The sequence below is a fragment of the Mesorhizobium sp. ArgA1 genome, assembly GCF_053714375.1.
This window is the reverse complement of sequence record NZ_JBSKBQ010000016.1, coordinates 1-23,457: the sequence shown is the minus strand read 5'-3', so window position 1 is coordinate 23,457 and position 23,457 is coordinate 1. Positions and strand designations below refer to the sequence as shown.

Here is a 23,457-nt window from a genome sequence, read left to right as displayed (position 1 = left end):
ATACACTGATCTCTGTATTCTTTGGGGCACGGCAGCATTTGCATTCGTACTTCGTCACAAAACTGATGTGAATATAGACTATTGGCTGGTTCCGACGTCAGTAATGCTTGACGGAGGCCGGCCGCCACCGCTAACACGTGGCGCGCCAAATCGGCAGCCTGCCGATGTTTTCAAGAGGGGACACCCGTGACGCTGCAGAATTATCTCTTCACCTCGGAATCCGTTTCTGAGGGCCATCCCGACAAAGTCTGTGACCGTATCTCCGACGAGATCGTGGATCTTGTCTATCGCGAAGCCGAGAAGACGGGCATGGATCCGTGGAAGGTTCGCGTTGCCTGCGAGACGCTTGCCACCACCAACCGCGTCGTCATCGCCGGCGAAGTCCGCGTCCCCGAAACCCTACTCAAGAAGGATAAGGCGGGCAACGTCCTGAAGGACGCCGCAGGCCATCCGGTCGTCAACCCTGCGAAGTTCAAGTCGGTGGCCCGCAAGGCGATCCGTGAAATCGGCTACGAGCAGGCGGGCTTCCACTGGAAGACCGCCAAGATCGACGTGCTGCTGCACGGCCAGTCGCCCGACATTGGTCAGGGCGTCGACAATGCCGCCGACCGCCAGGGCGAGGAAGGTGCGGGTGACCAGGGCATCATGTTCGGCTATGCCTGCCGCGAGACGCCCGACCTGATGCCGGCGCCGATCTATTACAGCCATAAGATTCTCGAATTGCTGGCCGCAGCGCGCCATGAGGGCGACGGCGAGGCCGGCAAGCTCGGCCCGGATGCCAAGAGCCAGGTCACAGTGCGCTATGCTGACGGCAAGGCGGCGGAAGTCACGCAGATCGTGCTTTCCACCCAGCACCTCGATTCGAGCTGGGATTCCAAAAAGGTTCACAAGGTCGTAGAGCCCTATATCCGCGAGGCCCTTGGCGATCTCAAGGTGTCCGAAGACTGCAATTGGTACATCAACCCGACCGGCAAGTTCGTCATCGGCGGGCCTGACGGCGACGCCGGCCTGACCGGGCGCAAGATCATTGTCGACACCTATGGCGGCGCAGCCCCCCATGGCGGAGGCGCCTTTTCCGGCAAGGACACCACCAAGGTCGACCGTTCGGCCGCCTATGCGGCGCGCTATCTTGCCAAGAACGTGGTTGCGGCCAAGCTCGCCGACCGCTGCACCATCCAGCTCTCCTACGCCATCGGTGTCGCTCAGCCGCTGTCGGTCTACGTCGACCTGCACGGCACCGGCAAGGTCGACGAAGCCAGGCTCGAGGAGGCGCTGCGCAAGGTGATGGACCTGTCGCCGTCGGGCATCCGCCGTCATCTCGACCTCAACAAGCCAATCTACGCGAAGACCTCGTCCTACGGCCATTTCGGCCGCAAGGCAGGCCAGGACGGTTCCTTCTCCTGGGAGAAGACCGACCTTGCAGATCGCCTAACGGCGGCTACGGGCTCCTCGATAAGCCCTCACGACGAACTGACGGCAAATTGTTGAGGTGGAAATTCGGAATAATGAAGAGCCGCCACACAAAGATGCATCTGAACTGTCGGAAATATTCGTCAGGAGGTGTGTCGGTTCTACTCTGGCCTTGGTTATGCTGGCGCTGATATATCTTGCCGTACGATAGCCCATTGAACTGGCGAAGGTGTCAGGCGTTGGATTGCTTCAACAAGCTCGAGTCTTTAATCGATGCCGGAGGCACCAACGCCGTGGCCGAAGCTCGGACTTTGCTCCGCCAGTTCGAAGGCTGCTCTCAGTTGGTCTCGACGGCGATCGACGATCTCCTGATCGAGTTAATGACGCTGGTCTTCCTTGTTGACGGCGGCAGAGAGGCATCCCAGAATTCAGCGCGACGATTGGCCCGCATAAGATTGTCCAAGGTGAAGCTGCTCTTGGCGAAACCGTGACGCGATCGGAACACGCCAAGCACTGTCCGTAAGGCTGTCGACTGCTTCTCAGTCCCAGCACAGTTCCTTGTAGCCGGTGGTCACGAGCCACTGCACTTGCGCGAGGTGGCTTTTCACAGATTTGCGGGCACGGCTCGGCTCCTCCACCGGATCGATTCCCAAGCTTTCGCGCCGTACCTTCCTCGCTGGCATTCTGGCCATAGTCGGTCAGGGTATTCTGACTAGGGAACCTCTGTGGCGACGACAGATTTCCCGGGGCGCGATCGAATTTCCGTTCCTTGCATATGCCAATTCCTGCCCGCCTACCCCACAGTACCGTAAATTCGTCCGGTTTCACCTGTGGCAGTTCGTAATCAGCACACGCATCGGATCAGCCATCGTGGCCAGGAAAATCGCTCGTCTCCGTCCCTTCGGCGGCGACTTCCCGACTGACGGCAACCAGAAGCAGAGCGCCGCCTGAGCACATTTACGTGCCTCTACGACAAACAGCAGCCATGTTGTTGAGCTTGCTGGCAGATGCGGTCTAGTTGGTCGCCATTTACAGCTGGCACCCTACAAAAGCCGGTCGCTTCAGTGTGCCCAGAACCGCATTATTTGCACATATTGCACATCACCGATTTGGCGGGTATGAGAACCTGGGGGAATTAAGGAGAACAAAGATGTCCCTGGAATCAGGCAATAATCTAATCGAACTTACTGCGGATATCGTTTCCGCTTATGTCCAGAAGAACCCGGTACCAACGTCTGGATTGCCGGATTTGATCGCGAGCGTGAATTCGGCGTTGGCCAATATTGGTCAGGCTACCCCAACGGAAACGCCTATCCAAAAGCCGGCAGTTAATCCCAAGAGATCCGTGTTCCCGGATTATATCATCAGCCTCGAAGACGGCCAGAAATACAAGTCGCTCAAGCGACATCTTGCCGTCAGACACAGCATGACTCCCGATGAATACCGGACAAAGTGGGGATTGGCGAAGGATTACCCCATGGTCGCCCCGAATTACTCGGCAACCCGATCAGCGCTAGCAAAATCGTTGGGCTTGGGGAGAAAGGCGGCTCCAGCCAAGAAGCCTCCCGCAAAGCGCAAGGCCAAGGCCTGAGGCCTACCCCGACTAGGGCGAGTTTCCGACATGCCAAAAGATCGCCGTGATCATATCAGCGCCGCTGCCGAGGAGTCGCGCCTGAGCAAAGGCAACATCTAAGTGAAGGCGGTGTTTCTCTTTGCTCTCGCGTTGGAGAACAAAGGGAAACGTAAAACAATATTGTCAAAACAAACAACAGCGGCGAACGCGGCCGTTGTTTGGTAGAAACTTTCGTTTTTCCTCGTATGAGACTAATTCGGCCGCCTCCGTCGCGCGGCTGTCACACATCGCACCTAAACGAAAATCGAGGCGTCCCGTGACTGACATTTCGGGACGCCTCGACAGTTCGTTTGGGGGTATCGAAATGCAGCAACCTGTGGGGTCGCTGTATCTGTTGCCGCTGCCATTTCTTCCCGCTGTAGCCGTTCAACAATCGGCCAGCTAGGGAGGGGGCGCGTGGCCCGAAGACAGATACATGACCAGATTTCAAAATCCGACGGATGGGATCTCGCAGGAGGCCTTGGCAGGCCTTGTGGCGGAAGCCGTGCAACAGGCTCTGATCCAGCACGGCATCGTTCTTGATACACAGACCCTGGTTTCAGCCAGCGCTATTGCCGGCAGCGTCGCCGCCGCCGTTCCCTTCCTTCCACAAGCACAGCGGCTCTCGATAGGCTCTTTCAAGGGCGAATGCACTGCGCTTGCCTCCGAGTTCTTCCGCGCAGTGGCGGACTTCGCGCACGGCGGCTTGGCAAGTGCCAGCAGCGCGGATGAAAGTCTAATGCCGGCAACCGCAGCACCTTCACCGCTGCAGCCGGCCAACGATCTGCAATCGGTGCTGATTGAGGATTGGGCGGGCGAGGTCGCCGGATCGACCTATCTGGAAGACAATTTTAGCATACCGCGCTCGACGCTGCATCGCTGGCAAAGGCGCAATGAGGTTGTCGCCCTGCGCAAGGGCGGCCGCAAGCATGTCTTCCCGCTCGCCCAGTTCGTCGACGGCAGACCGGCATCGGGGATTAGCGAAGTGCTGTCGGCAATCGGCAATCCAAGGCTGGCGTGGTTCTGGCTGACCCGCCCCTTGCCCGAGCTCGACGGCCGCATTCCGATCGAGGTGCTCAAGCAGGACATGGTGTGCGACGTCGTGTCGGCTGCCCGCAAATTTTCTTCGGCTTGAGCCTTTCCACCGGACCCATTCCATCGGCGGCGGCTTCCGGTACACGCAGCGACAGGAACCCAGAAGTGGTGCGCAGCCGGCACGATCGGTGCAGCACTGGGTGCCTCTGACGATATGGCGGCCGATCTGGGCCTCGGATCGGCGAACGTGCGCGAATCTCCTCTCACCACAGAACCACGAACCCTGCAATTGGAAATCCTGTGCCCAGCCACGACGCTTTGGGCATGATTTACTTCATAAAACCGTCTAAATCGGTTCAGTTTCATGCGGTGCAAATCTAACTCCACGTGTCATTCGTGCAAAATGTTGAATATGTGCCATTTTTTAGGTAGATACAGTGATATTTACGCAACAATACTTATTCAAGATTCGAAAAGCCCCGTTTCTGACACAATCTCTGTTGAACGCCTCGTCCGGTTAGTCCATGTCGGGCGTGAGAAGGCGGTGCAGTGCGCGCTTCTTTTTCGACAGTTGGGGATGGGGTGGCAACGCTGCCCTTCAGCAAAGATATCAAACCCGTTTTAACTTTTGTCTGGAGATCAGAAAAATGAACATCAAGAGCCTTCTTCTCGGCTCCGCTGCGGCCCTGGTCGCAGTTTCCGGTGCCCGCGCCGCCGACGCGGTTACTGTCGCCGAGCCCGAACCCGCCGAATACGTCAAGATCTGCGACGTCTACGGTGCCGGCTACTTCTACATCCCGGGCACCGAGACCTGCCTGCGCATCGGCGGTTATGTCCGTTACGATATCGCAGGCGGCGACCTCGGCTCGTTCGACGGTGCGAAAACCACTGACCGGATGGACGGCGATGTCCAGGGCACCTGGAAAAAGAACGCCCGCTTCAACCTGAAGACCTGGACCGGCCAGGAAACCGAACTCGGTACCTTGAAGACCTACACCGAGACCCGCTTCAACTTCGGCAACGACAACGCTTTCGAAGCCGACAATGTCGCCCACTTCAAGGGCCCCTCGCTGAACTTCGCCTGGATCCAGCTCGGTGGTCTGCGCGTTGGTAAGGACGAATCCGCCTTCGATACGTTCATCGGCTACGCCGGCAGCGTCATCCAGGATACGCTGGTTCCCTATGGCGGCTTCGACACCAACGTCGTCCAGTACTACTTCGACGCCGGCAACGGCTTCTCGGCCGTGGCTTCGCTCGAAGAAGGCTCCGGCGTGGTCGGGACCATCGACAGCTATGTTCCGCATGTCGTCGGCGGCGTGAAGTACACGCAGGGCTGGGGCGCCATCACCGGCGTCGTGGCCTACGACAGCAACTACGAAGAAGTGGCCGGTAAGGTCCGCTTGGACGTCAACGCTACCAGCGAACTGTCGCTGTTCGTGATGGGCGGCTATGGCACGGACGACAACCTCCTGGATGACGCGAACAACGTTATCGACGCCCACGGTCGCGGCTTCTACAAGCAGTGGAGCGGCAACTGGGCTGTCTGGGGCGGTGGCACCTACAAGTTCAATGAGAAGACCTCGTTCAACGCCCAGCTGTCCTATGACGAAGGCAAGAACTTCGGCGTTGCGGCGAACATTGCTTACGAAATCGTCAAGGGCTTCAAGGTCACGGGCGAAGTCGACTATCTGCATGTCGGCGAAGACACCGTCACCAACTGGACCGGTGCCGACAAGCGAAACAGCATCGGCGGCATCCTCCGCCTCCAGCGCTCGTTCTAACGATACCAAAAACGTACATCGGCGGCTCCCCACGAGGTGGTTAGGTCCATTCTCCCTTGGACCGAAGCGTGCCGGTCGATACGAAGGGCGCCCTTGAGCAAGGCGCCCTTCGTAGCCATACCATCGACGCGATCCCACCAGAGAGGCGATGAAAGAGAGGGCTGGATCCAAGACGCACCCGCCTGGGCTGGCGTCGTCCAGCGCGGGCGCTAAGAGGAGGTTAGGCATGGCCTCGCAAACATGCGGGCCCCTCAGGTTGTGAGCGCACTCGGAACAGGCCCTCCGTGGCATCCCAGTGCGTGATGTCGACAAGCAGGCCGACGAACCAAATGCCTCTGCGCGGCACTCGATGTAACAGGATCATGACGCTTCATTTAGTCGAACGTTAAGGGTCCTCGCCATAGGTTCGACGAGTGGGGACGGGATCAGACAAGGCGCGCGACCGCACCGCGGCAGACCCTCAGATCTACCGGCTTGCCTAGAACTCCAGATGGCCCGGCCGACCGGAGCTGCGCTACTCAGATGCCTTTGACCCGATTGGACCGCAGCAGAACCGGCGAGATGCGACCATGATTGCGGCTCTCAGAAACGTTTCCCTGCAGAAGGGTGCACACTCGATGATCGAGCTGGATCATACGGGCCGCGGCACGGTCGACGCTGCAGGGCAGAGCGTAGCGGCCCAAACGGAGTTCGACGAGGTGAGGCTCATCCTGCGCCGCTGGCAATCCGCCTGCGGCGCAGGCGCGCTGCCGCCCTATGAGGAGATCGCGTTGGGCAGCGTCGGCCGCTTCTCGGATGAGATCGCTGTCGTCCGTCGTTTGGGGGACGAGCCACCTTTCCTGCTGCGCTGCGGCCAGCGCTTCCGCGCGATCGTGGGCTTTGCTGAGTCCGCGCGCAGCCTCCAGGACCTGCCATATGCCTTCAATCTGGCGATCAGCTCCGCCATCGATAAGGCCTGCTCAGCAGGCGAGCCGCGGCTCACAGTTTGCCACTGGGTCCTTGACGGCAAGGTTTCCGCGATCGAGATCGTCGCGCTGCCGTTGTCGTGCCGCTGGCCGGGCGAATACTTCGTTCTATTCCTTCGCCCGCGCACCAGCCAGGTCGAGCTTGCGAGTCTGCTCATCAACTCCACGCAGGAAGGCATCATCGGGCTGAGCCCGATCGATTGTGGGCATGGCGCAACGTCTGACTTCTACATACTGAGCATCAACGAGGCCGCGGCGGGCTTCCTCGGATCGACCATTGACCGTCTCCAGTTCACCCGGCTCTCCGACGCGCTGACCAAGGTCGGCATAAGCGAGATACCACAGGAGCTGCTGCGCGCGGGGTCAGGGGGGTGCATATCGAGCTTCGAGCTGGCCTATCGGCTGGGACAGCAGAGGGTCGCTCTGCAGGTCGGCGTCGACATCGCCGGCGGCGTGCTGGCGGTCACACTGACCGACATTCGCGACCTGAAGGCGCGCGAGACCCTGTTCCGCTCGCTTTTCGACGATAATCCGGTGCCGATGTTCGTGCGCAGCCAGTCGACCGGCATCTTTCTCAACGTCAACGAAGCGGCGTTGCGCCTCTATGGCTACAGTCGCGGCGACTTCCTGGACAGCACCCTTGCCGAAATCCGCGTGGATGGCCCCACCAACCGCGAGAGGGACGGTCGCGAGCTAGTGCTCCGGCACCGCACCGCCGACGGCCGCGAGCTCGATGTGATCGAGTACACAAGCGAAACCCTCGCAGACCACCAGGTGGCAATACTATCGACTATCGTCGACATAACCGAGCGCAAGCGCGCCGAAGCCCATATCACTTACCTCGCTCATCATGATCCGCTGACGGGAGTGGCCAATCGAACAGTCTTCACGCGCGAGCTGGAGCGGGCGGCCGACAGCCTCGAGCAGAATGGACGGCGGTTCGGCGTGGTGCTGATCGACCTCGACAATTTCAAGACGATCAACGACACTCTCGGACACGCGGCAGGCGACGCACTCCTCATAGAGGTGAGCGCCCGGCTGAGACACCTGGTGCGCAAGACCGACGTGGTGGCCAGGCTGGGCGGCGACGAATTCGCGATCCTGGTGCCGGCGGTCGAACGCCGCTCCGACGTCGAGGAACTCGGCCAGCGCATCATCCGCGATCTCACCTCTATACGGAAGGTCGACGACGCCGAGATAGTGATCGGTGCGAGTGTCGGCGCGGCGCTGGTCCCGGACGACGCCGCCGACATCGACAGCCTGCTGAAATGCGCCGATCTCGCCCTGTACCGGGCGAAGCAATCGGACAAGGGTACCTTCCGCTGGTTCGAAGCCGGGATGGACATGCGCCAGCGCGAGCGGCGTGCGCTGGAGATAGAGCTGCGCGGCGCCGAAATCGACCGCGACTTCGAGTTGCATTACCAGCCCATCATACGGACGCAAACCGGAAAGCTGCGCGGGTTTGAGGCTCTGCTGCGCTGGCACAATCCGCGCCGCGGCATGGTGTCGCCCGCGGATTTCATCCCGATCGCCGAGGAAACCGGCATCCTCGACGAGCTCGGCCGCTGGGTACTTGCGGTGGCATGCCGGGAGGCGGCAACCTGGCCGCGCGAGCTGGTGCTGTCCGTCAACGTCTCGCCGGTGCAGTTCCGCAAAGGGGACCTCGTCGGAGCGGTCGGACTGGCCCTGGCCGGCAGCGGGCTGGAGCCGCACCAACTGGAGATCGAGATCACCGAGTCGGTGCTGCTGTCGGCCAGCAGCACCAACCTCGCCATCCTCAAGCAGCTTCGGTCGCTCGGCGTGCGCATTGCACTCGACGATTTTGGCACCGGCTACTCCAGCCTGAGCTACCTCAGGCAGTTTCCGTTCAACCGCCTCAAGATCGACCGGTCATTCGTCCGCGAGATCGGCCGGTGTCCAGAGTCGCTCGCCATCGTCCGCGCCGTCATCGGCCTCGGCGCCAGCCTCGGCATCGATACTACGGCCGAAGGGGTGGAAACGGTCGCACAGCTGGAGGCATTGCGCGCCGAAAAATGCGGCGAGTTGCAGGGCTTCCTGTTCAGCCCGCCGGTTGCCTGCAAGGGTGTCGCCGCCATCATCGGCACGTATTACGAAGAGACATCGCGCCTCGCGTAACTGTGCCGCCGACCTGCATTGTCGGCAGCGGGCCCCTAGAGCAAGTGGTCGAATGGATTGAACCGTTCTGCGGGAGTTTGATTTGGGTCAGAGCCCCAGCGAGGCGGCGTTGAGCTCGCCCCGGTTCCGGCGAGCCCTGATGCGCGGGGCCTCGGGGCGTGCGGGCACGCAGGGCCCAATCAGGCATGGTGACGGGCCGGGACATCGTCGCGCGCCGTGGTAGCGGCAGGTGGGCGCTCTTAACCGGCTAGGAGGGAACTCGGCCCCGTGCCGTCGTAACGTGGCGAGCATCGAGTTCGATGCCGAGCCAAGCCCGGTCGCATTCCTGCGCGGCAACAAGCGCCGAGCCCGACCCGCAAAACGGGTCCAGAACCAAGCCGCCCTTGGGACAGAAGGCCTCCACGAGCCTTCGTAGCGGCTCCACGGGCTTTTCGGTAGGATGAAGCCGGTTGCCGGTGTAGCGCCACGGCAAAACGTCTGGAAGCGCTTCTGAAGGCATCGGTGGGTATCCCTTGGCAAGGATGTAGGCACATTCATGCTGTGCCGCGACGTATCGCGTCGACGAGGCGTAGGTCTTGCTGAAAACCAGATGCCCGACAATGCGGAATCCCGCTGCGCGCCACGCGTCGAGGAACTGATCGGCCGCGTTCCAGCCGTAGAAGCTGACGCAGAGACTGTCCGGGCGCAGAACGCGATAGGCTTCGGCGAAGGCGGGTTTTAACCAGCGCGGGTCATTGTCGTTGGCGATCGTGCGACCGCTGCGGTCGCGGTAGCGGCACAGGTACGGCGGGTCGGTCAGGATAAAATCGACGCATTCGGCCGGAAGTCCGGCCATCACCTCGATGCAGTCGCCGTGCAGCACGGTATTGCTGGGACATGTGACGGCAGCGACTGCCGGGACGGGTCCCAGTCGCTGGGTTGGAATAAACCGGTGTCGGATAGGCACGGCAGCCCTGACGGCGAACGCGTGGCCGGCGACACTCACTGTGCCGCCAAAGCGGTGGGGGCTCATGCCCCCACGCTTTCCTTAGTATTGGCGCGGCGTTCGCGGATCACCAGGCGTCCGCTGAGCGGCATGGCCTTCAGGTTGAGGTTGAAGCCCTTGCGGTCATCGTGGCTCCACAGCGCGCCGATTTCGGTCCAGGTGGTCTTATCGCCCTCGCCCTCGACAACGAATACGGTGTGGGTCGGCCGTTTGGTGGTGGTTTCTGACATCGTCTTTCTCCTTTGATACTCCGGCCACGTCATTGCGGCCGGTCGGGTGCGCAAGGCGCCGTACGACGGAGCCGGCCTGCAACGGAGGGTCCGACCGAGGGTCCCGCAGGGAGACGGTTGGATGCCTTGCAGGCCGGCGCGGACGGCGCACACACGACCCATTGCTGGCCGTTGTGACCCGTGGCTGGCACAAAGGAGCGAAAGACGCAGAAACGGCGCCAGGCGGCTGACCCATTCTCCAAATCAAGGGCGCGGCGATTCACCGGTGAAAGCGCGCTTCCAGGTGGCCACGATAGCCTGGCTTCGGCATAAACAGATGCCACCGCTCATCTGCCGGGTCATCCGGGTGTAGGGGCGACCACGCGGAGGAGTGAGCCAACATGGTCGGACATGGGATGCCCGACCATGCTGGCGGCCGGCGGTCTGTCACTCGCCAATGCATTGGGGAGTGACAGACCGCCCCCAAAGCCACGGTGGATGCCGAGATCGCGCAAACGCCACGACATGACGCGCAAATGACGCTGCGCTTCGGTGATCATTTCCGGTGCAATGTGCTGGCCATTAACGGGCGACACCGTCAAATATCCCGGCAGGCAAAAACTGCCTGATCCATCTCACCCGACCATTTTCCCCAAACCATAGGAGAGCAGAATGCAAGCTCATCACATCCGTGCGCCGCCGCGGCGGCCACACCTCCGGTTTCAACCTCTCGGTAACCGGACGCCCAACAGGGCAAACCATATCGGCCAGCCACCCGGCTGGCTCGGGAGGCTCATACCGTAAAGAAAACTACGCATTCCGGCCATGCCGCGAATCATCTTCGCGGGGTGCCACGATCTACGGACGTGCATCGGCCATCAACACTCAGCCAAAAAAATAAAAAGCGAGCAAGATGGACGATTTAACCATGGACCTGGTGCGGCTGTGCCAACGCAACCGGGACGGCTCTTACGGCACTCAAAACAACCGCCGGCGCGGCCTGTCCGCAATGGCCAACGACCTCACGGACCTTGGCTACAAGCTGCCGGCCGCCGGTTCGCTCAAGCCCAAGCATGTCGAGGCTCTTGTCGAAAGGTGGCAGGATTCCGATACGTCGGATGCCAGCATCCGCAACCGCCTCACCTGGCTGCGATGGTGGGCCGAGAAGGTCAACAAGCTCAATGTCGTCAACCGCGACAACGCGGCGTATGGCGTTGCCGAGCGTGGCGAAATCACGCGTAACCGTGCGCAACTACTCGACCATGCCAAGCTCGCATCCATCGAATGCCCCAACATCAAGGCCTCCGTCATGCTGCAGGTCGCGTTCGGCCTGCGGCGCGAGGAAGCCATGAAGTTCCAGCCGCATGCGGCCGCCCGAGCCGACCATATCGCCTTGCAGGCGAGTTGGACGAAAGGGGGGCGGGCAAGGACCGTGCCGGTTACCACGCTGGAACAACGTCAGGTCCTGGAGCACGTCCTGCGCCTCGTCCCCGGGAGCGGCTCCTTGATCCCGGCCCAGATGAGCTACGTCGAACACCTCAAGCGGTTCGAGTACCAGACACTGAAGGCCGGGCTACGCAACACGCACGGTTTCCGCCACGCCTATGCCCAGCAACGCTACGCGGTGCTGGCAAGCCAACCCTGTCCGCTGGCAGGGGGCAAGCGCTGGGCCGACATGACCGGCACGGAACGCGCGGCCGACCGCGCCGCGCGCCACAGGATTTCCGCTGAACTTGGCCACAGCCGCCTGAAAATCACCGACACCTATCTCGGGAGTGCCTTCTGATGAAACGCGCGGAAGGCAATTTCCTCATGGCCGCCAACAAGAGGACGAAGTACGCCGAGGGGCTTTTCAAGCTCGCGACGATCGCCGCTGCCATCGATGAGGCGGCCATGCAAGGCCATCGGCGCTACCGCGTCCTTCAGGAGTTCCCGTTCGACCTTTCCGACACGGAGGCCGCCAAGGCGCTTGAGAAATGGCTCGATTCCGAGCAGTTCGAATACGTCTGGCGTCCGACACGTCTCGAACAGGATGCGTATCGCCCGTCGATCCTGGCGGAATATCCGGAGCTTGAGATTTCCTGGTAGTTTGGTCAGAAGCAAACAAAAGAAAGCAGGGCGTTCGCCCTTGGCAGCAGAGAAGGGGATGTTCATCCCTTTTTCTGTTTTTTGCCTCCGCTTCCGGAGGTGTTGGGGCCAGCAGTTCTGCTGGTCCGGCGCAAGTGGCCCTTTAGGCCTGGCTAATAATGCGTAAGCAGATGCTTCCCATTCAAGGTTAGCTTAACGAATTTTCCGGGTTGCCATTGTATTCGGCTTGGCTGTTGTTACTCTCTTCGGTGGGGCTGGGGTGTGGCTATGGGCGACTTTAAGTTCGATCCCTTGGGGGATTTGTCCAAAAATTTTTCGAACGGAGTCAAGTGGAGCCAATACGGCCTCAAAATCGGCCGCCATATGCGGGCCAAAAGTGCCCGAAAACAGGTCGAACAGCTCTACGGGCCCGAAGTGGCCGACCAGGTCGAAGCCGCTATCCGCTCCGGCCGCGATCCCGGCCCAATCATCGAGCGCGCCAAGCGCGACCTCGAGGCCCGCGAGGAGCGCGAGAGGCAACTCGCCAACCCGCCTCCGCTGTACGGGTCTGGTCGCTGGGCGACCCCCCAGGAGCTGAGGACAATTCCGAACGGCAAATTGTACCTTGCCGGCCGCTCGGCCTTCGACAACCCCTCATCCATCCTGCTCGGAGCATATTCGGACAATGAGGGCAGCCCGGAGGCGCAATTTGTCCATTGGGACGACGATGGTCATCTGCTGACCATAGCTCCCACCCGTTCTGGCAAGGCGGTGACGTCCATCGTTCCGAACCTGTTGCGGTATCGGGGAAGCTGTGTGGTGCTCGACCCCAAGGGCGAGCATTTCGAGAAGACCTCGCAATGGCGCAAGTCCATTGGACACGAAATCTACCGTATCGCCCCGTTCGATCGGGCGTCAGGCTGGATGCGACATCGCTACAACCCCTTGGCGCTGGTGCGGAGCCAATCGGACGCTCGTTCGCTCGCGGAACAGATGTTTCCCCGCGACCCTCGGGCGTCGTCGTTCTTCCAAGAGGATGCTGCCGGATTCCTCACCGCCACGATGATGTACGTCAATGGGAACGCGCCAGCCCATCGGCGCACACTCGCGACGGTCTGCCAACTGGCCTCCCGAAAAGGGCGTGACCTGCTCGACGTTGCTAAAAAGTTCACGGAGTTCCCGCCCACGGCGGATGCCGGCAAGGCGGTGCTCGAAAAAACGCAGGATCGCGGTCTTCAAACGCTGGAAGCGACGCTGGAAAGCAAGCTCGCCCTTTGGCGCGACAGCGATATCCAGCACAGCCTGAGCGCATCCGACTTCTCGTTTGAGGACCTCAAGGACCGCCCGATTACGGTCTACATCGACATCCCTTTCGGGAAAATGGAACCCTATGCGCCATGGCTGCGGATTCTCCTCAAGGGCGCGCTCGACGCGATGGAGAGCAATCGCCGCCTGCCGGACATCCCCGTCCTTTTCGTTCTCGACGAATTTCTCAACCTCGGGCCTTTCCCGGAATTCCGCGCGGCGATCCGCACCCATGCCAGCACGGGTGTGCGCCTGTGGTTTTTCCTGCAGGACGTTATGTCGCTGCAGGAACAATACCCCGGCAATAGCTGGCAGCCGTTCCTGAACTGCTCGGTCAAGCAGTTTTTCGGCGTCGACGACCCGATAACGGGCGAGCTCATCGGCAAATACCTCGGCCACGAGACGCTCGCGTATCTCAACTCGTCCAGCGGCCATAATGGGTCCTCCCACTTGGGAGGATGGTACGAGGATGCGTCCGTCAACACGGGAACGTCCGGAAACGAGACCGTTCAGTTCCTGGGGCGGCCGCTGATGACCCCAGACGAGATCATGGAGTTGCTCTCCGGCTGGCAGCGCAACGGCTGGCGCTGGGCGGTCAACTATGCGCGTGGCGCCCGGCCTTTCAAGACAAGGCTTGTGTCTTACACGGAAAGTGAGACCTGCAAATCGCGCATCGGTATGGCTGAACGGGGATCTCCATGACGCTCGCAAGCAAGATCTTCGGGCGCGAGACCCAGCTTCAGCCGCTCATCAAATCATTGGTCCTAGTGGCGGCCTTACGCGCCGTCTGGCTCGCGATCAACGCTTATCCGCCGGGATCCCTGTCATTCGCTTGGGCTTTGGCTCCATGGCCCCAGCACGCGTTCACCAGGACTGTGCTGGCGGTTGACATTGCGCTGCTGCTCTATGAATTCCGCGCGGGCCTGCGGCTCGCCCGATTATTGCTGTTGCGGTTCGCCCCCGACGCGGCGGCGTTCTTAGGCTTTTCGGCTGCGGCACCGGTATCCGAACAGCACCTGACCCCGCGCAATCAGTCTTGGTGGCCGACGGCGCTGCTGCTTTGCGCCATTGTCATGCTCTCCTGTTGCGCCGTGACCTGGCTTGTTCTGATGCTGTCCTTCGGTCAGTGGGCACCCTTCGACGGATTCATGATGACCTACTACGCCGACCGGGCGATGCTGATCGGCTTGGTGTTGTCCGTGCTGGGGCTAATGTTTGGTGGGCGCTACATTGCGCGCGCGGCCGGCGACGTCACCACCAGTTTCGGCGTGGTGACCGTCGATGGAAGCCACTGGCTGACCGAGCGGGTCCATGGCTTGGCCGACAGGCTCGGCCTGCCGAGGCCGGCGGTCGGCGTGACAAATGTCATGAATGCCTTCGCCATGGGCGCGAACCAGAAATCGTCCATGGTCGTCATCGGCAAACCCCTGTTTGCCTATGAGCAGGACGAGCTGGACGCCATCATCGGCCACGAACTCGGCCACATCCTGCACAACGACGTGGCGAGGATGCAGTTCGCCGAAGGCTTTCAGCGCATGCTGGTGACGGTCGTGAACATCCTGACCGTGATTGGCGTGATTGCGGCCGCTGCCGGCTCGAAGCGCCGCTCGGACGCCCATCGCAACATTCGCCTCGCTAAAGGAAGCGGCCAAATCGTCCGCTCAACCGTTTTCGTGGCCTCCGAGCTTGTCGCCAAGGGCATTTCGCGCAATCGCGAGTTTCACGCCGACGCGGTTGGCGCCCATCTGACGTCGCCCGACGCCATGGCGCGCGCGCTCAAGCGCGTTCACAGTGTCGCCGATAAGCCCACCGCCGAGGAGCGCCACTACGGCTACCTGATGTTCCGCGGCGCGGCCTTCGGCAACCTCTTCGCCACCCACCCCCCTCTCAAGGCGCGGCTGCGGGCACTGGACGTCCACGCGGCCTCCCAGGAGGCCGCCACGGCGGTTGTGCCCGGTTCCGCTGGAACGGCCGAAAAGATGCCGGGCCTCGGCCTCGCCGGTGCGACGGCCAAGGACGGGTTCCAGATCGCCACGCGCGCGCAGCATAGCGCGTTCGCCTACACACTTGGACGCGGCACGCGACGCGGTGTCGCGTTCGTGCGCGGGAAGGTCAATCCACAGCGGCTCGTCGCGACCGCCGCGGTCATGGCGCTTTTGGTCGTGGTGGCGCCGGCAATCTTCAGCTTCTATGGCCTCGAGCGCCGGTTCAATGACGCTAAGGCGTCAGCGGCCCTCGCCATCACGTCGTCGTGGAATTGGGTGTCCGAAACGAAGGCAGGGTGGTCGAGCGACACCCAGGACATGGCGCGCACCCAACAGCTTGACGCGAGGGAGCAGGCGGTGAAGGCGGCGGAGGCACGTCTTGCCGCCGACCGCAGTGCCCTCGCCCAGCAGACATCCGCCAGCAATTCTGGCCTCTCTGGCGCGCTCGCTGAGCGGGACCTGGCCCGTCGGCAGGTTCAGGACCTGCTCCTCAAGCTTGACACGGCGAACACCGACCGCTCCGCGCTCACCGCGCGGCTCGCCAAGCAGAACGACCCGGGAACTGAAACGCAGGCTGCGAACCAAGCCGACCTGCAACGCCAGATCGCCTCGTTGACGCAGCAGTTGACTTCGATGACGGCCGATCGCGACGAGATGGTCCGGCGCAATGACGAACTGCGGCAGATGAACCTTGAGCTTAAGGGGCAAATCGCCGACCGGGACATGGCCCGCGTCGACCTCGACAAGCAAATTCAGACCTTCCAGGATCGGATTGCCAGTCTCACGTATGGACTGAACACCGGTGAAGAACAGCCGGTCATGCCGGTTGTCCGTCCGGCGCCGTCTGCGCCGCAAGGCCGCTACGGCGCGTTCGCCGCTGCCGCCAACGGTACCCTCATTCTGACCGATCGCAGTTTCGCGACCGAGCAAGCGGCGGTTGACGCGGCCATGGCCGATTGCAGCCAGTACAGCGGCGGGAGTCAATGCGCAGTGAAGCAAGTTTTCCGCAACACTTGCGCGGCGGTGGCGCGAGTCATTCCGGTGACGAGAAAATCACACTACGCCCTTCAGTTGGAGCCGACGATCCGGGACGCCGAGGAGATGGCGTTGTCAGAATGCTTCCAACGCAATCACCGGCCGTGTGAGGTGACGCGGCAGGTCTGTGTGGAATGAGGCAGAACTGCTGGGGCTCTGCAACGGGGCGGTCACACAGACTGTGTCCGCTAACCCCGACTTGAGAACCAGTCCAGATGGTCATCACGCGTAGGCTCACGCTCCATGTCCTGGACCATCCGCTGCTCAGCCTGGTCAAGTTCATCCATCTGCGGCGGGTTTTCGGCCAGCGACTGTTTGAACCAGTCGAGGTGGTCCTCTTGGGGCGCAGGATGGCTCTCCTGCCACTTCTCCGCAAGGCGCTGCTCCTGGGGTTGCTCCCATTGCTCGCGGAGCAGGTTTTCCAGATCCTGGATTTGCCGCTCGACCTTGCCAAGGTCATACATGTGGCCGAGTTGGACGTTATGACGCTCCCGCAGGTAGGCGATAAGCCGGGCTGAGCCTTCGTGGCCGACGGTGGCGTCGATTTCGTGGTCGATGTTCTCGATGGATTGTTCCAGTGAAAGCGCATGCTCGCGAAGTCGCGCTAACTCGTCCTCTTGACTCACGTTGACCTCCGAAGGGGTTAGTGCTCGTAGTGGTAGGCGGGAAGATGCTCAGGCTGCTCTTGCAGTTCGGTGATGAGATGGGCGCGCAGCCTCTCCCCGGAATCGACGAGCTGTTGAGCGCGGGCGTGGAAATAGAACGCACCTTCGCGTAAATCCTCGTCAATCCCCGGAATTGTCTCGGCCTGGTGCTTACGCATCGCCCAATAGGCTAGGCGCTTTCGTCGCCGGACAAGGTCCGTTTCCAGCCATTCCAGCACTTTTCGGGTCTTCTCGCGCTGTTCGGCCGTGAGCTCACGGATTCCGAATACAGATCCTTGATGTAACCTGGCCATAGATAGATGATGGGGCGGCATTGTGAATCCCGCAAGTGGTCCGTGGGTCCAAGAGCAGAGACCTGCTGAGTTTATAGGCATCGGAAGTGTCTGAAAACTCACAGAAAGCGCCCACGGCCCGGCAGCCAGGCCAGCAAATCGTCAGGCGAAGGCTCGCGCTGCCTCGGCTGCTCGCCGACTTCAGGCTCTTCAGGCGTTGTCGGGTTCTGCGCCAACTGTTCCTTGAACCAGTCCAGATGGTCCTGGTCAGGTTCGAATTGCACCGGCTGGATCCTCTCAAGCCATTGGAGGTGGCTCTTACCCTCGGTACGCCGGTCGTCATCCTGACGGACGGAATGACGGCTTTCAAGCTCGGGAACCAGCTGCTCCATTGCCTCTATTCTCGCTTCGACGGCGCCCAGTTCGTAGATGAACTCCCGTTGCTTGCTGTAGCGGTCCTGAAGAAACCCCATAACCCGCTGGGCTCCCACGCGGTGGACCCAGGTCTTGATGTCACGCTCGATATCTCCAATGGACTTCTCCAGGGAGCGGGTGTGATCATATAGCAGGTTGAGTTCTGTTTCGTCGTTCATCGCGTGCCCTCCGTCCACCAACTATGTCCGTACCCGTATGTAACGGGAACACGACCAGGCCGAAAATGACGGCCAGCCCTTAACGCTCATCCCGGTCCGGCTCGGGCAAACGCCTTTGCTCGAGAGGCTCTTCGGGACCCTGACCGTCCAGCCAGTCCAGGTGATTCTCCCAGCGTTCCAGGGTCTGCACGTCAGTGACTGAGGAATGGTCGTTGAGCCAGTCCAGCATGTTCTCCGGCGAAAGGCGGTAAGCCGCCGCATCGCCCTCGGTCATCTGAAGGGCATTCTGCCGGTCTACGGCCGTCTGGGCGGCCTCCTGGCCGCCTCCGACGTGTGCCGCATCCCCGAAGGCGGGACGATGCATATCGTCCAGCATTCGGTCCTCAGCGGCCTCCAGCTCGCTCGGATGAATCGGCGAACCATCCGGATCCGGCACGGGTAGGTCTTCGTCAGGCTCCCTTGGTGACATTTGATCCCTCTCTCGTTGGGCGAGAACCCTGCGGGCGCGCCGTTCCTGGCGATTTGGGCCACGGTGAAGACCAGGATGCTGCCCCAGCCTGCGCTTGGCGTAGCTGCGCCCATCAATCGCAACGGCGAGCCCCGCCTTGCTCAACGCGTCATTCGCAACCCGCTCCCACAGTGCCCTTGCCTCGGTGACAAACTGCCTTCCGTCCGCGCTGCGGATCTTCAGCCCGAACCCGTCTTCTCCTACCACGCGTGTGCTCATGAGCAAATGCACGTGGGGGTTATGGCGCGTTCCGTCGTCATGGATGGCCAAGTCAACTACAAAGCCCTGCGCCGTATAGGCGTCAGCCATCGTCCGGGCCACAGCCAGCCACGCGGAGCGTGGCAATTCGAGAGGAAGCGCAAACTCCACCTCCTTGGCCAATCGTGCGTCCTTACGCTTCTCCGCGGCCTCCACGGCGTTCCAGAGAGCGGCCCGTTCCCCCATCCACCTCGGCGCCCTTTCAGGCAAGCGGATCTCGGTCGCCACCACGTCGCGGCGGCCACCGAAATCCGAGAGGCGTTCCTCAGCCTCGTTGGGAAGCACCTCACCTGCCCGATACGCGGCTGCCGCCACAATGGAACGCCCCTCGCTCCGGCTGATGTTCTTAACGTTCAGGTGAAAGATGGCCACGAACCTCTCCACGGCACGGACGGGGGACGGGGGGTGTCCCCCAGCGCACCTGCCGGTTTTCTCCGGTCTGCGCTCCGCAGCCGGTCAGAAAACCGAGCATGCATCGCCCCCCTTTTGCTCAATGCGTACACGTTGGGGCGATGCGTAGGTGCGCTGTACGCATTGCAGCAAACTCCCGTCCGCCATTCAAGCGCCGCTCAGGACCCGCTCTGCCTTTCATTGGTCAAACAAGTCGGGCGTCTCAGCCTTTGCCTTTTTAGCGGGCTTGGCCTTGCGCACGTTGATGGCCGCCGCATCAAGGCGGTTCTTGAGGTGCACGGCATAGTGCTTCTCGATCATCTCGACGCTCGTCCGGCAGTTTTTGGCGATCTGGTAGATGTCGGCGCCCTCAAGCAGCCGAAAGCTGATGTAGCTGTGGCGCAACGAGTACAGCGTGCGCCGATTGCCCTCGCGGTCCATCTTCAGCCCGATCTTGTCGAGAATGCCATTGAACTGCTTCTTGTGGTCGACCGGGAATAGCTTGTCGGTCGGCTTCGGCTTGTTCCGTGCCACCATCCTCTGGAATGGGAACACGGCGCCTGAGGTGCTTTTGCAGTACCCTACCCCACGTTTGCCGCGCACCTGGATTTCCAGGATCTTCTGCCCCGTCGCCACGTCCTTGACCACCTCAACGTCCCGGTACTCAAGCCAGTTGGCTTCGTCTGGCCGCAGGCCCGTATTGGCGAGGAACAGGATCTTGTCGTGGAGCTGTTCGGCCAGCCATACCCGATGGGCCTGCTCGCCCTTCTGGGCTTTGTGGCTGACGGCACGCGCATCCTGAGCGTGGCCCCGCGTCGCTTGGTACAGCTGTTTGTACTCATCTGGCGTAAACCAGGCGCGGTGAACGACCTTCGCAGACTTCTTATAGGGTTGGGAGATGTCCGGCAGATGCGACACCCACCGATGGCGGACAGCGGTTTTCAGCACCAGCCGCAAGGTCACGGTTTCGTGGTGAAGGGTGCTGCGTGAGGGTAGCTTCTTGCCCTCCTCAGGCGTCATCCGGGAGATGCGATACTCCTGCACTGTGCCGGCATTGATGGTTGAAAGGCCCATCCTGCCGAAGAACGGCACCAGATAGGTGCGAACGCGACGATAGTGGTCCTTGACCCAGCGGGCGTTCCTCTCCCCCTCGGTCAGCACTTCGTACTCGCTGATGAACTGGTCGGCAGCGTCCTTGAACGTCTTCTCTGACACCAACTCGCCGCGCCGGCCCTTATCCTTGAGGCCGAAATACCAATCCTCGGCCCAATCCTTGGCCTTCGATAGGCTTTCCTCCTTCGTGCTAACCCGCCAGTTTTTGCCTTTGAGATACGTCGAACAATGCCAAATCGGGCTGTCATTGCGCCGATAGACGTGAACCTTGCCTTCCAGAATCGTGTGTTTTTCCGCCACCGCCAGACACTCCCTGCGTGCGTGCAAGTTTGTGCAAGAGATGTGTAAGGCTACTTTCGGCATCCTCGCCTAGCAAGGCGATTTATAAGTGCTTGATTTTCCTTGGAAAATGGCACGGGCAGCAGGGCTCGAACCTACGACCTGCGGTTTTGGAGACCGCCGCTCTACCAACTGAGCTATGCCCGTACGCGCGTTTCGGCGCAGGCGCTTCCTAAAAGCTTCCGGGCGCGCTGTAAAGAGTGGTCTGACGCGCTTTCATGTCCTTCGCCGGAAATCCGGATAGGTGACGGCCAGCCCCTGCCTTCCCATCGTGATTTTCCGCCTGCCCGAAGTGGCTTGCCGGCGCTCAATCCCCGGCTGGCGGCTTGTACGGCCTGCCAGGTACGCCCCAGCCCCAGGCCGGCATCGGTTCGGTCTGTGGGTCGCAGGTTTCTCCGAGGGTGGAGTTCATCTTGGCCAGCCGCGATCCCCACTCGACATAACCCATGAAGGCGGAACGGAATTCAGGATCGTCGGGCAGCCGGACCGCGTCGGCGGCATCGGCAAGCAGGCTGATCCAGCGGCGGCGCTGTTCTTCGCTCAGATGCTTGCCGAGGTGATGCATGACCATCTCGCGATGGCCGCCACGTTTTTCACTATAGGTCTTAGGTCCACCGAAAACCTCACCGATAAAGGCCGCGACATGCGCGGGAGGGTCCGGCGACATGTGCTTGAACACCGGTCCGACCACCGGATCTCACCTTGTCGTAAAAAGCCTCCGTCAGCCGGGCGAGCGCCTCGATGCCGCCGGCCCATTCGTAAAGCGTCGGGATATCCTGGCTCATTCTCGGTCCTCCGCCAGCCCCCCAGCGCCGGCAGCGACGATAGCGGAAAAATCGCGCCTCACTCAACCTGCCTCGATGGCGAGTTCCCGAAACCGAGGCGCCTACAATTTGGCGGGCGCTTCGGCCTGCGCGCTTGACGAAGCTACCACGCGGCAGTTCTCAGGTTTCGGCTCTGACTTGCAGATGCTGGAACCCGTCAGCGCATCCACCGACTGACGCCCGGTCGTCAGGCCGACCTTCAGCATCATGTCAGGTTCGAGCTGACGCTCTGCCGAACTGCCCTGAAGCGCCTTGAACAGAGCCGGACTTATGGCCATCTCGTCGAGATAGGCCTTGACCGCCTGTTTCTGCCCCATCAGATAAAGGCTGAGCCGCGCCTGGGGACCGACAAGCCGTCTGGCGCCACCCGCCAGCATGAGCGCGCAGGCCGAATCGCAGTCGCCTTCCCCGTCGACGCTCAGTCCGGCATAGGCGCCGTCCTTGGCCAGGCAGTTCCACTCTGCCGGGTCGCAGCCGACGAAATCGGTCCGGGCAACGGCAACGTCGAGCTTCTTTTCATGGATGATCCGGCCGGCCGCCAGGGCGCCGGATAGGTCACCGCCTCGCGAGCTGATCACCACCGGCAGCCGCCGGTTGCCAAGTGTGGCAAGCAATTGGCTGAGCTTCTGCGGCGTCTGAGGCGTAATCGCGCCTTGCGCCGCAATCCACTCCGGGCAATCGGGGTTGCAGAGCGGATTGCTGCCGCGAACAACGACAAAGCGCATGCCGTCATCGTGCTGCGCGTTTTCCGGCTTCACCGGCAGCGGCGCCGCCTTGGCCACGGCCGGCAGGCCGCCGGCTGGCTTGTTCGCCGGTATTTCCCGGCAATTCGGGGCCGGAAGGTCCAGCGTGCACAGGCTTGCGCTGGTCAGCAAATCCACGGCGTCGACGCTGGTGACCAGCTTCATTGCCAGCATGTCGCTGAGGTCGATCTGCTGGATGTCGCTGGCCGGCGTGCTCTTCATCGTTTCGAGCACGCTGAGGTCGACACCCATCTCCTTGAAATAGGTGGCCAGCTTGCGCTCCACCTTCTTGCTCATCTCGTAGGTCTTGTAGCTGCCGGCGTTCTTGCGGCTGACGACCTTCTTGCTGACGACCTGCTTCTTGCCTTTCACGATGCGATAGCGAACTTCATATTGCACGTTCATTTGCACGACCGTCGTCGTGATCTGATGGACGCCGAGAAAGGCCAGCGGCCCGACCAGGCGACTGGTGCCGCCGGCCAGCATCATCGGGCAAGCGGAGGCGCAATAGCTGCCGAGCACATAGGGGTTGCCGATATAGTGCGAGCCTCTGGCGTCGTTCTCCTTGCAGTTCTTCGTCCCCGGCTCGCAACCGACAAACCACGTCCGGCCGACTGCGATGTCGAGCTTGTTCTTGCGTATCATGCGGCCCATGGCGATGGCCGCATCGACATCGCCGCCGGGAGAGTTGACGACGATCGGCAATTTGCGGCGGCCAAGTGTTTTCAGGGCGGCCTTGAGCAACGCCGGCGACTTGGCCGTTATCGCCCCCTCGGCCGATATCCATTCCGGACAGGTCGGCTCGCAACGCGGCGCGTTGCTGCGCACGACGACGAAGCGCATCGGCGAATCCGGGTCAGGCTCGGAATTTTTTGTCTGGCCCGCATTTGTCTGGCCCGCAAAGGCGGCACTGTCCATGGCAAGCAGCAACACCAGGCAGATCAGCCCCAGTGCCCGGCACGCCCAAACCTGAAAACGGTGCCGTGGAACCATACGACCAAGCCCTTCAATGGCAATCTATAGTAGTATAGGCACAGAGACTTGCAACAGAGATTGGGACACCAAAGCAGGCACATCCTGCGGCGAGCCAACGAAAAAGGGCGGCCCAAGGGCCGCCCTTTCCTTGTCGATCCGGCGGATGCCGGGCTCGATTATTCTTTGATGGTGACGACGATGCCGGCACCGACGGTGCGGCCGCCTTCACGGATGGCGAAGCGCAGCTTCTCT

The 23,457-nt window shown here is 61.5% G+C and carries 19 protein-coding genes, 1 tRNA gene and 1 pseudogene; 10 read left to right on the top strand and 11 right to left on the bottom strand.

The features are described 5' to 3' along the window. Window positions 1–186: 186 nt before the first annotated feature. From metK to ACWGTI_RS25900, 6 genes are all read left to right on the top strand, one after another. Window positions 187–1,488 carry a methionine adenosyltransferase gene (metK, locus tag ACWGTI_RS25925; RefSeq protein WP_454589757.1) on the top strand — a complete coding sequence of 434 codons (1,302 nt, stop codon included), beginning with the start codon at window positions 187–189 and terminating at the stop codon, window positions 1,486–1,488. Between the two features lie 161 nt (window positions 1,489–1,649). Next, entirely contained in the window at window positions 1,650–1,901 is a 252-nt protein-coding gene (locus ACWGTI_RS25920; protein WP_454589756.1) for a hypothetical protein, read from the top strand. A gap of 659 nt (window positions 1,902–2,560) precedes the next feature. Next, window positions 2,561–3,001: a MucR family transcriptional regulator gene (locus ACWGTI_RS25915; RefSeq protein WP_454589755.1), complete on the top strand. Its 441-nt coding sequence runs from the start codon at window positions 2,561–2,563 to the stop codon at window positions 2,999–3,001. 457 nt (window positions 3,002–3,458) lie between these two features. Further along, entirely contained in the window at window positions 3,459–4,157 is a 699-nt protein-coding gene (locus ACWGTI_RS25910; RefSeq protein ID WP_454589754.1) for an antitoxin Xre/MbcA/ParS-like domain-containing protein, read from the top strand. A gap of 547 nt (window positions 4,158–4,704) precedes the next feature. After that, window positions 4,705–5,838, top strand: coding sequence for a porin (locus tag ACWGTI_RS25905; RefSeq protein ID WP_454589753.1), 1,134 nt, complete (start codon window positions 4,705–4,707; stop codon window positions 5,836–5,838). 569 nt (window positions 5,839–6,407) lie between these two features. After that, window positions 6,408–8,939, top strand: coding sequence for a putative bifunctional diguanylate cyclase/phosphodiesterase (locus ACWGTI_RS25900; RefSeq protein WP_454589752.1), 2,532 nt, complete (start codon window positions 6,408–6,410; stop codon window positions 8,937–8,939). Window positions 8,940–9,186: 247 nt separating this feature from the next. On the opposite strand, the gene ACWGTI_RS25895 is transcribed toward ACWGTI_RS25900, so the two are convergent. Continuing rightward, entirely contained in the window at window positions 9,187–9,951 is a 765-nt protein-coding gene (locus ACWGTI_RS25895; protein WP_454589751.1) for a DNA methyltransferase, read from the bottom strand. After that, window positions 9,948–10,154, bottom strand: a complete 207-nt coding sequence (locus ACWGTI_RS25890) for a hypothetical protein (protein ID WP_454589750.1) — start codon at window positions 10,152–10,154, stop codon at window positions 9,948–9,950. Before ACWGTI_RS25890 ends, ACWGTI_RS25895 begins: the two co-directional genes overlap by 4 nt. 892 nt (window positions 10,155–11,046) lie before the next feature. On the opposite strand from ACWGTI_RS25890, the gene ACWGTI_RS25885 reads away from it, so the two are divergent. From ACWGTI_RS25885 to ACWGTI_RS25870, 4 genes are all read left to right on the top strand, one after another. Then, window positions 11,047–11,919, top strand: a complete 873-nt coding sequence (locus ACWGTI_RS25885; protein ID WP_454589749.1) for a phage integrase N-terminal domain-containing protein — start codon at window positions 11,047–11,049, stop codon at window positions 11,917–11,919. Then, a complete protein-coding gene (locus ACWGTI_RS25880) occupies window positions 11,919–12,221 on the top strand; it encodes a hypothetical protein (RefSeq protein ID WP_454589748.1) in 303 nt (100 codons plus the stop codon). The genes ACWGTI_RS25885 and ACWGTI_RS25880 overlap by 1 nt, the downstream gene beginning before the upstream one ends. 267 nt (window positions 12,222–12,488) lie before the next feature. Then, the gene (locus ACWGTI_RS25875) at window positions 12,489–14,207 is read left to right on the top strand and encodes a type IV secretory system conjugative DNA transfer family protein (protein WP_454589747.1); all 1,719 of its coding nucleotides are present in this window, start codon (window positions 12,489–12,491) and stop codon (window positions 14,205–14,207) included. Next, entirely contained in the window at window positions 14,204–16,663 is a 2,460-nt protein-coding gene (locus ACWGTI_RS25870; RefSeq protein WP_454589746.1) for a M48 family metalloprotease, read from the top strand. The genes ACWGTI_RS25875 and ACWGTI_RS25870 overlap by 4 nt, the downstream gene beginning before the upstream one ends. A gap of 50 nt (window positions 16,664–16,713) precedes the next feature. On the opposite strand, the gene ACWGTI_RS25865 is transcribed toward ACWGTI_RS25870, so the two are convergent. The 9 genes and pseudogenes from ACWGTI_RS25865 to ACWGTI_RS25825 all read right to left on the bottom strand — a co-directional run. Next, window positions 16,714–17,151 (bottom strand): hypothetical protein, encoded by a 438-nt coding sequence (locus ACWGTI_RS25865; RefSeq protein WP_454589745.1) that lies wholly within the window; start codon window positions 17,149–17,151, stop codon window positions 16,714–16,716. A 17-nt stretch (window positions 17,152–17,168) separates the two neighbouring features. After that, window positions 17,169–17,408 carry a hypothetical protein gene (locus tag ACWGTI_RS25860; protein ID WP_245514647.1) on the bottom strand — a complete coding sequence of 80 codons (240 nt, stop codon included), beginning with the start codon at window positions 17,406–17,408 and terminating at the stop codon, window positions 17,169–17,171. A gap of 173 nt (window positions 17,409–17,581) precedes the next feature. Next, entirely contained in the window at window positions 17,582–18,055 is a 474-nt protein-coding gene (locus ACWGTI_RS25855; protein ID WP_454589744.1) for a hypothetical protein, read from the bottom strand. A 79-nt stretch (window positions 18,056–18,134) separates the two neighbouring features. Beyond that, window positions 18,135–19,193, bottom strand: a complete 1,059-nt coding sequence (locus ACWGTI_RS25850; protein ID WP_454589743.1) for a MobA/MobL family protein — start codon at window positions 19,191–19,193, stop codon at window positions 18,135–18,137. Window positions 19,194–19,409: 216 nt separating this feature from the next. Next, a complete protein-coding gene (locus ACWGTI_RS25845; RefSeq protein ID WP_454589742.1) occupies window positions 19,410–20,624 on the bottom strand; it encodes a tyrosine-type recombinase/integrase in 1,215 nt (404 codons plus the stop codon). A 110-nt stretch (window positions 20,625–20,734) separates the two neighbouring features. Continuing rightward, window positions 20,735–20,810, bottom strand: a tRNA-Trp gene (locus tag ACWGTI_RS25840). A 160-nt stretch (window positions 20,811–20,970) separates the two neighbouring features. After that, window positions 20,971–21,448: pseudogene (locus ACWGTI_RS25835) on the bottom strand (group II truncated hemoglobin). Between the two features lie 101 nt (window positions 21,449–21,549). Further along, complete coding sequence (locus tag ACWGTI_RS25830; RefSeq protein WP_454589741.1) at window positions 21,550–23,223, bottom strand: hypothetical protein; 1,674 nt, start codon at window positions 23,221–23,223, stop codon at window positions 21,550–21,552. 158 nt (window positions 23,224–23,381) lie between these two features. Next, window positions 23,382–23,457: EF-Tu C-terminal domain-related protein (locus tag ACWGTI_RS25825; protein WP_454589835.1), on the bottom strand; the 76-nt coding region annotated here is incomplete at its 5' end.

What these genes read in the sequence shown, in the direction of transcription:
- ACWGTI_RS25915 (WP_454589755.1), top strand. Translation starts at nt 2,561, where the DNA reads ATGTCCCTGGAATCAGGCAATAATCTAATCGAACTTACTGCGGATATC.
- ACWGTI_RS25910 (WP_454589754.1), top strand. Translation starts at nt 3,459, where the DNA reads ATGACCAGATTTCAAAATCCGACGGATGGGATCTCGCAGGAGGCCTTG.
- ACWGTI_RS25905 (WP_454589753.1), top strand. Translation starts at nt 4,705, where the DNA reads ATGAACATCAAGAGCCTTCTTCTCGGCTCCGCTGCGGCCCTGGTCGCA.
- ACWGTI_RS25900 (WP_454589752.1), top strand. Translation starts at nt 6,408, where the DNA reads ATGATTGCGGCTCTCAGAAACGTTTCCCTGCAGAAGGGTGCACACTCG.
- ACWGTI_RS25895 (WP_454589751.1), bottom strand. Translation starts at nt 9,951, where the DNA reads ATGAGCCCCCACCGCTTTGGCGGCACAGTGAGTGTCGCCGGCCACGCG.
- ACWGTI_RS25890 (WP_454589750.1), bottom strand. Translation starts at nt 10,154, where the DNA reads ATGTCAGAAACCACCACCAAACGGCCGACCCACACCGTATTCGTTGTC.
- ACWGTI_RS25885 (WP_454589749.1), top strand. Translation starts at nt 11,047, where the DNA reads ATGGACGATTTAACCATGGACCTGGTGCGGCTGTGCCAACGCAACCGG.
- ACWGTI_RS25880 (WP_454589748.1), top strand. Translation starts at nt 11,919, where the DNA reads ATGAAACGCGCGGAAGGCAATTTCCTCATGGCCGCCAACAAGAGGACG.
- ACWGTI_RS25875 (WP_454589747.1), top strand. Translation starts at nt 12,489, where the DNA reads ATGGGCGACTTTAAGTTCGATCCCTTGGGGGATTTGTCCAAAAATTTT.
- ACWGTI_RS25870 (WP_454589746.1), top strand. Translation starts at nt 14,204, where the DNA reads ATGACGCTCGCAAGCAAGATCTTCGGGCGCGAGACCCAGCTTCAGCCG.
- ACWGTI_RS25855 (WP_454589744.1), bottom strand. Translation starts at nt 18,055, where the DNA reads ATGAACGACGAAACAGAACTCAACCTGCTATATGATCACACCCGCTCC.
- ACWGTI_RS25830 (WP_454589741.1), bottom strand. Translation starts at nt 23,223, where the DNA reads ATGGTTCCACGGCACCGTTTTCAGGTTTGGGCGTGCCGGGCACTGGGG.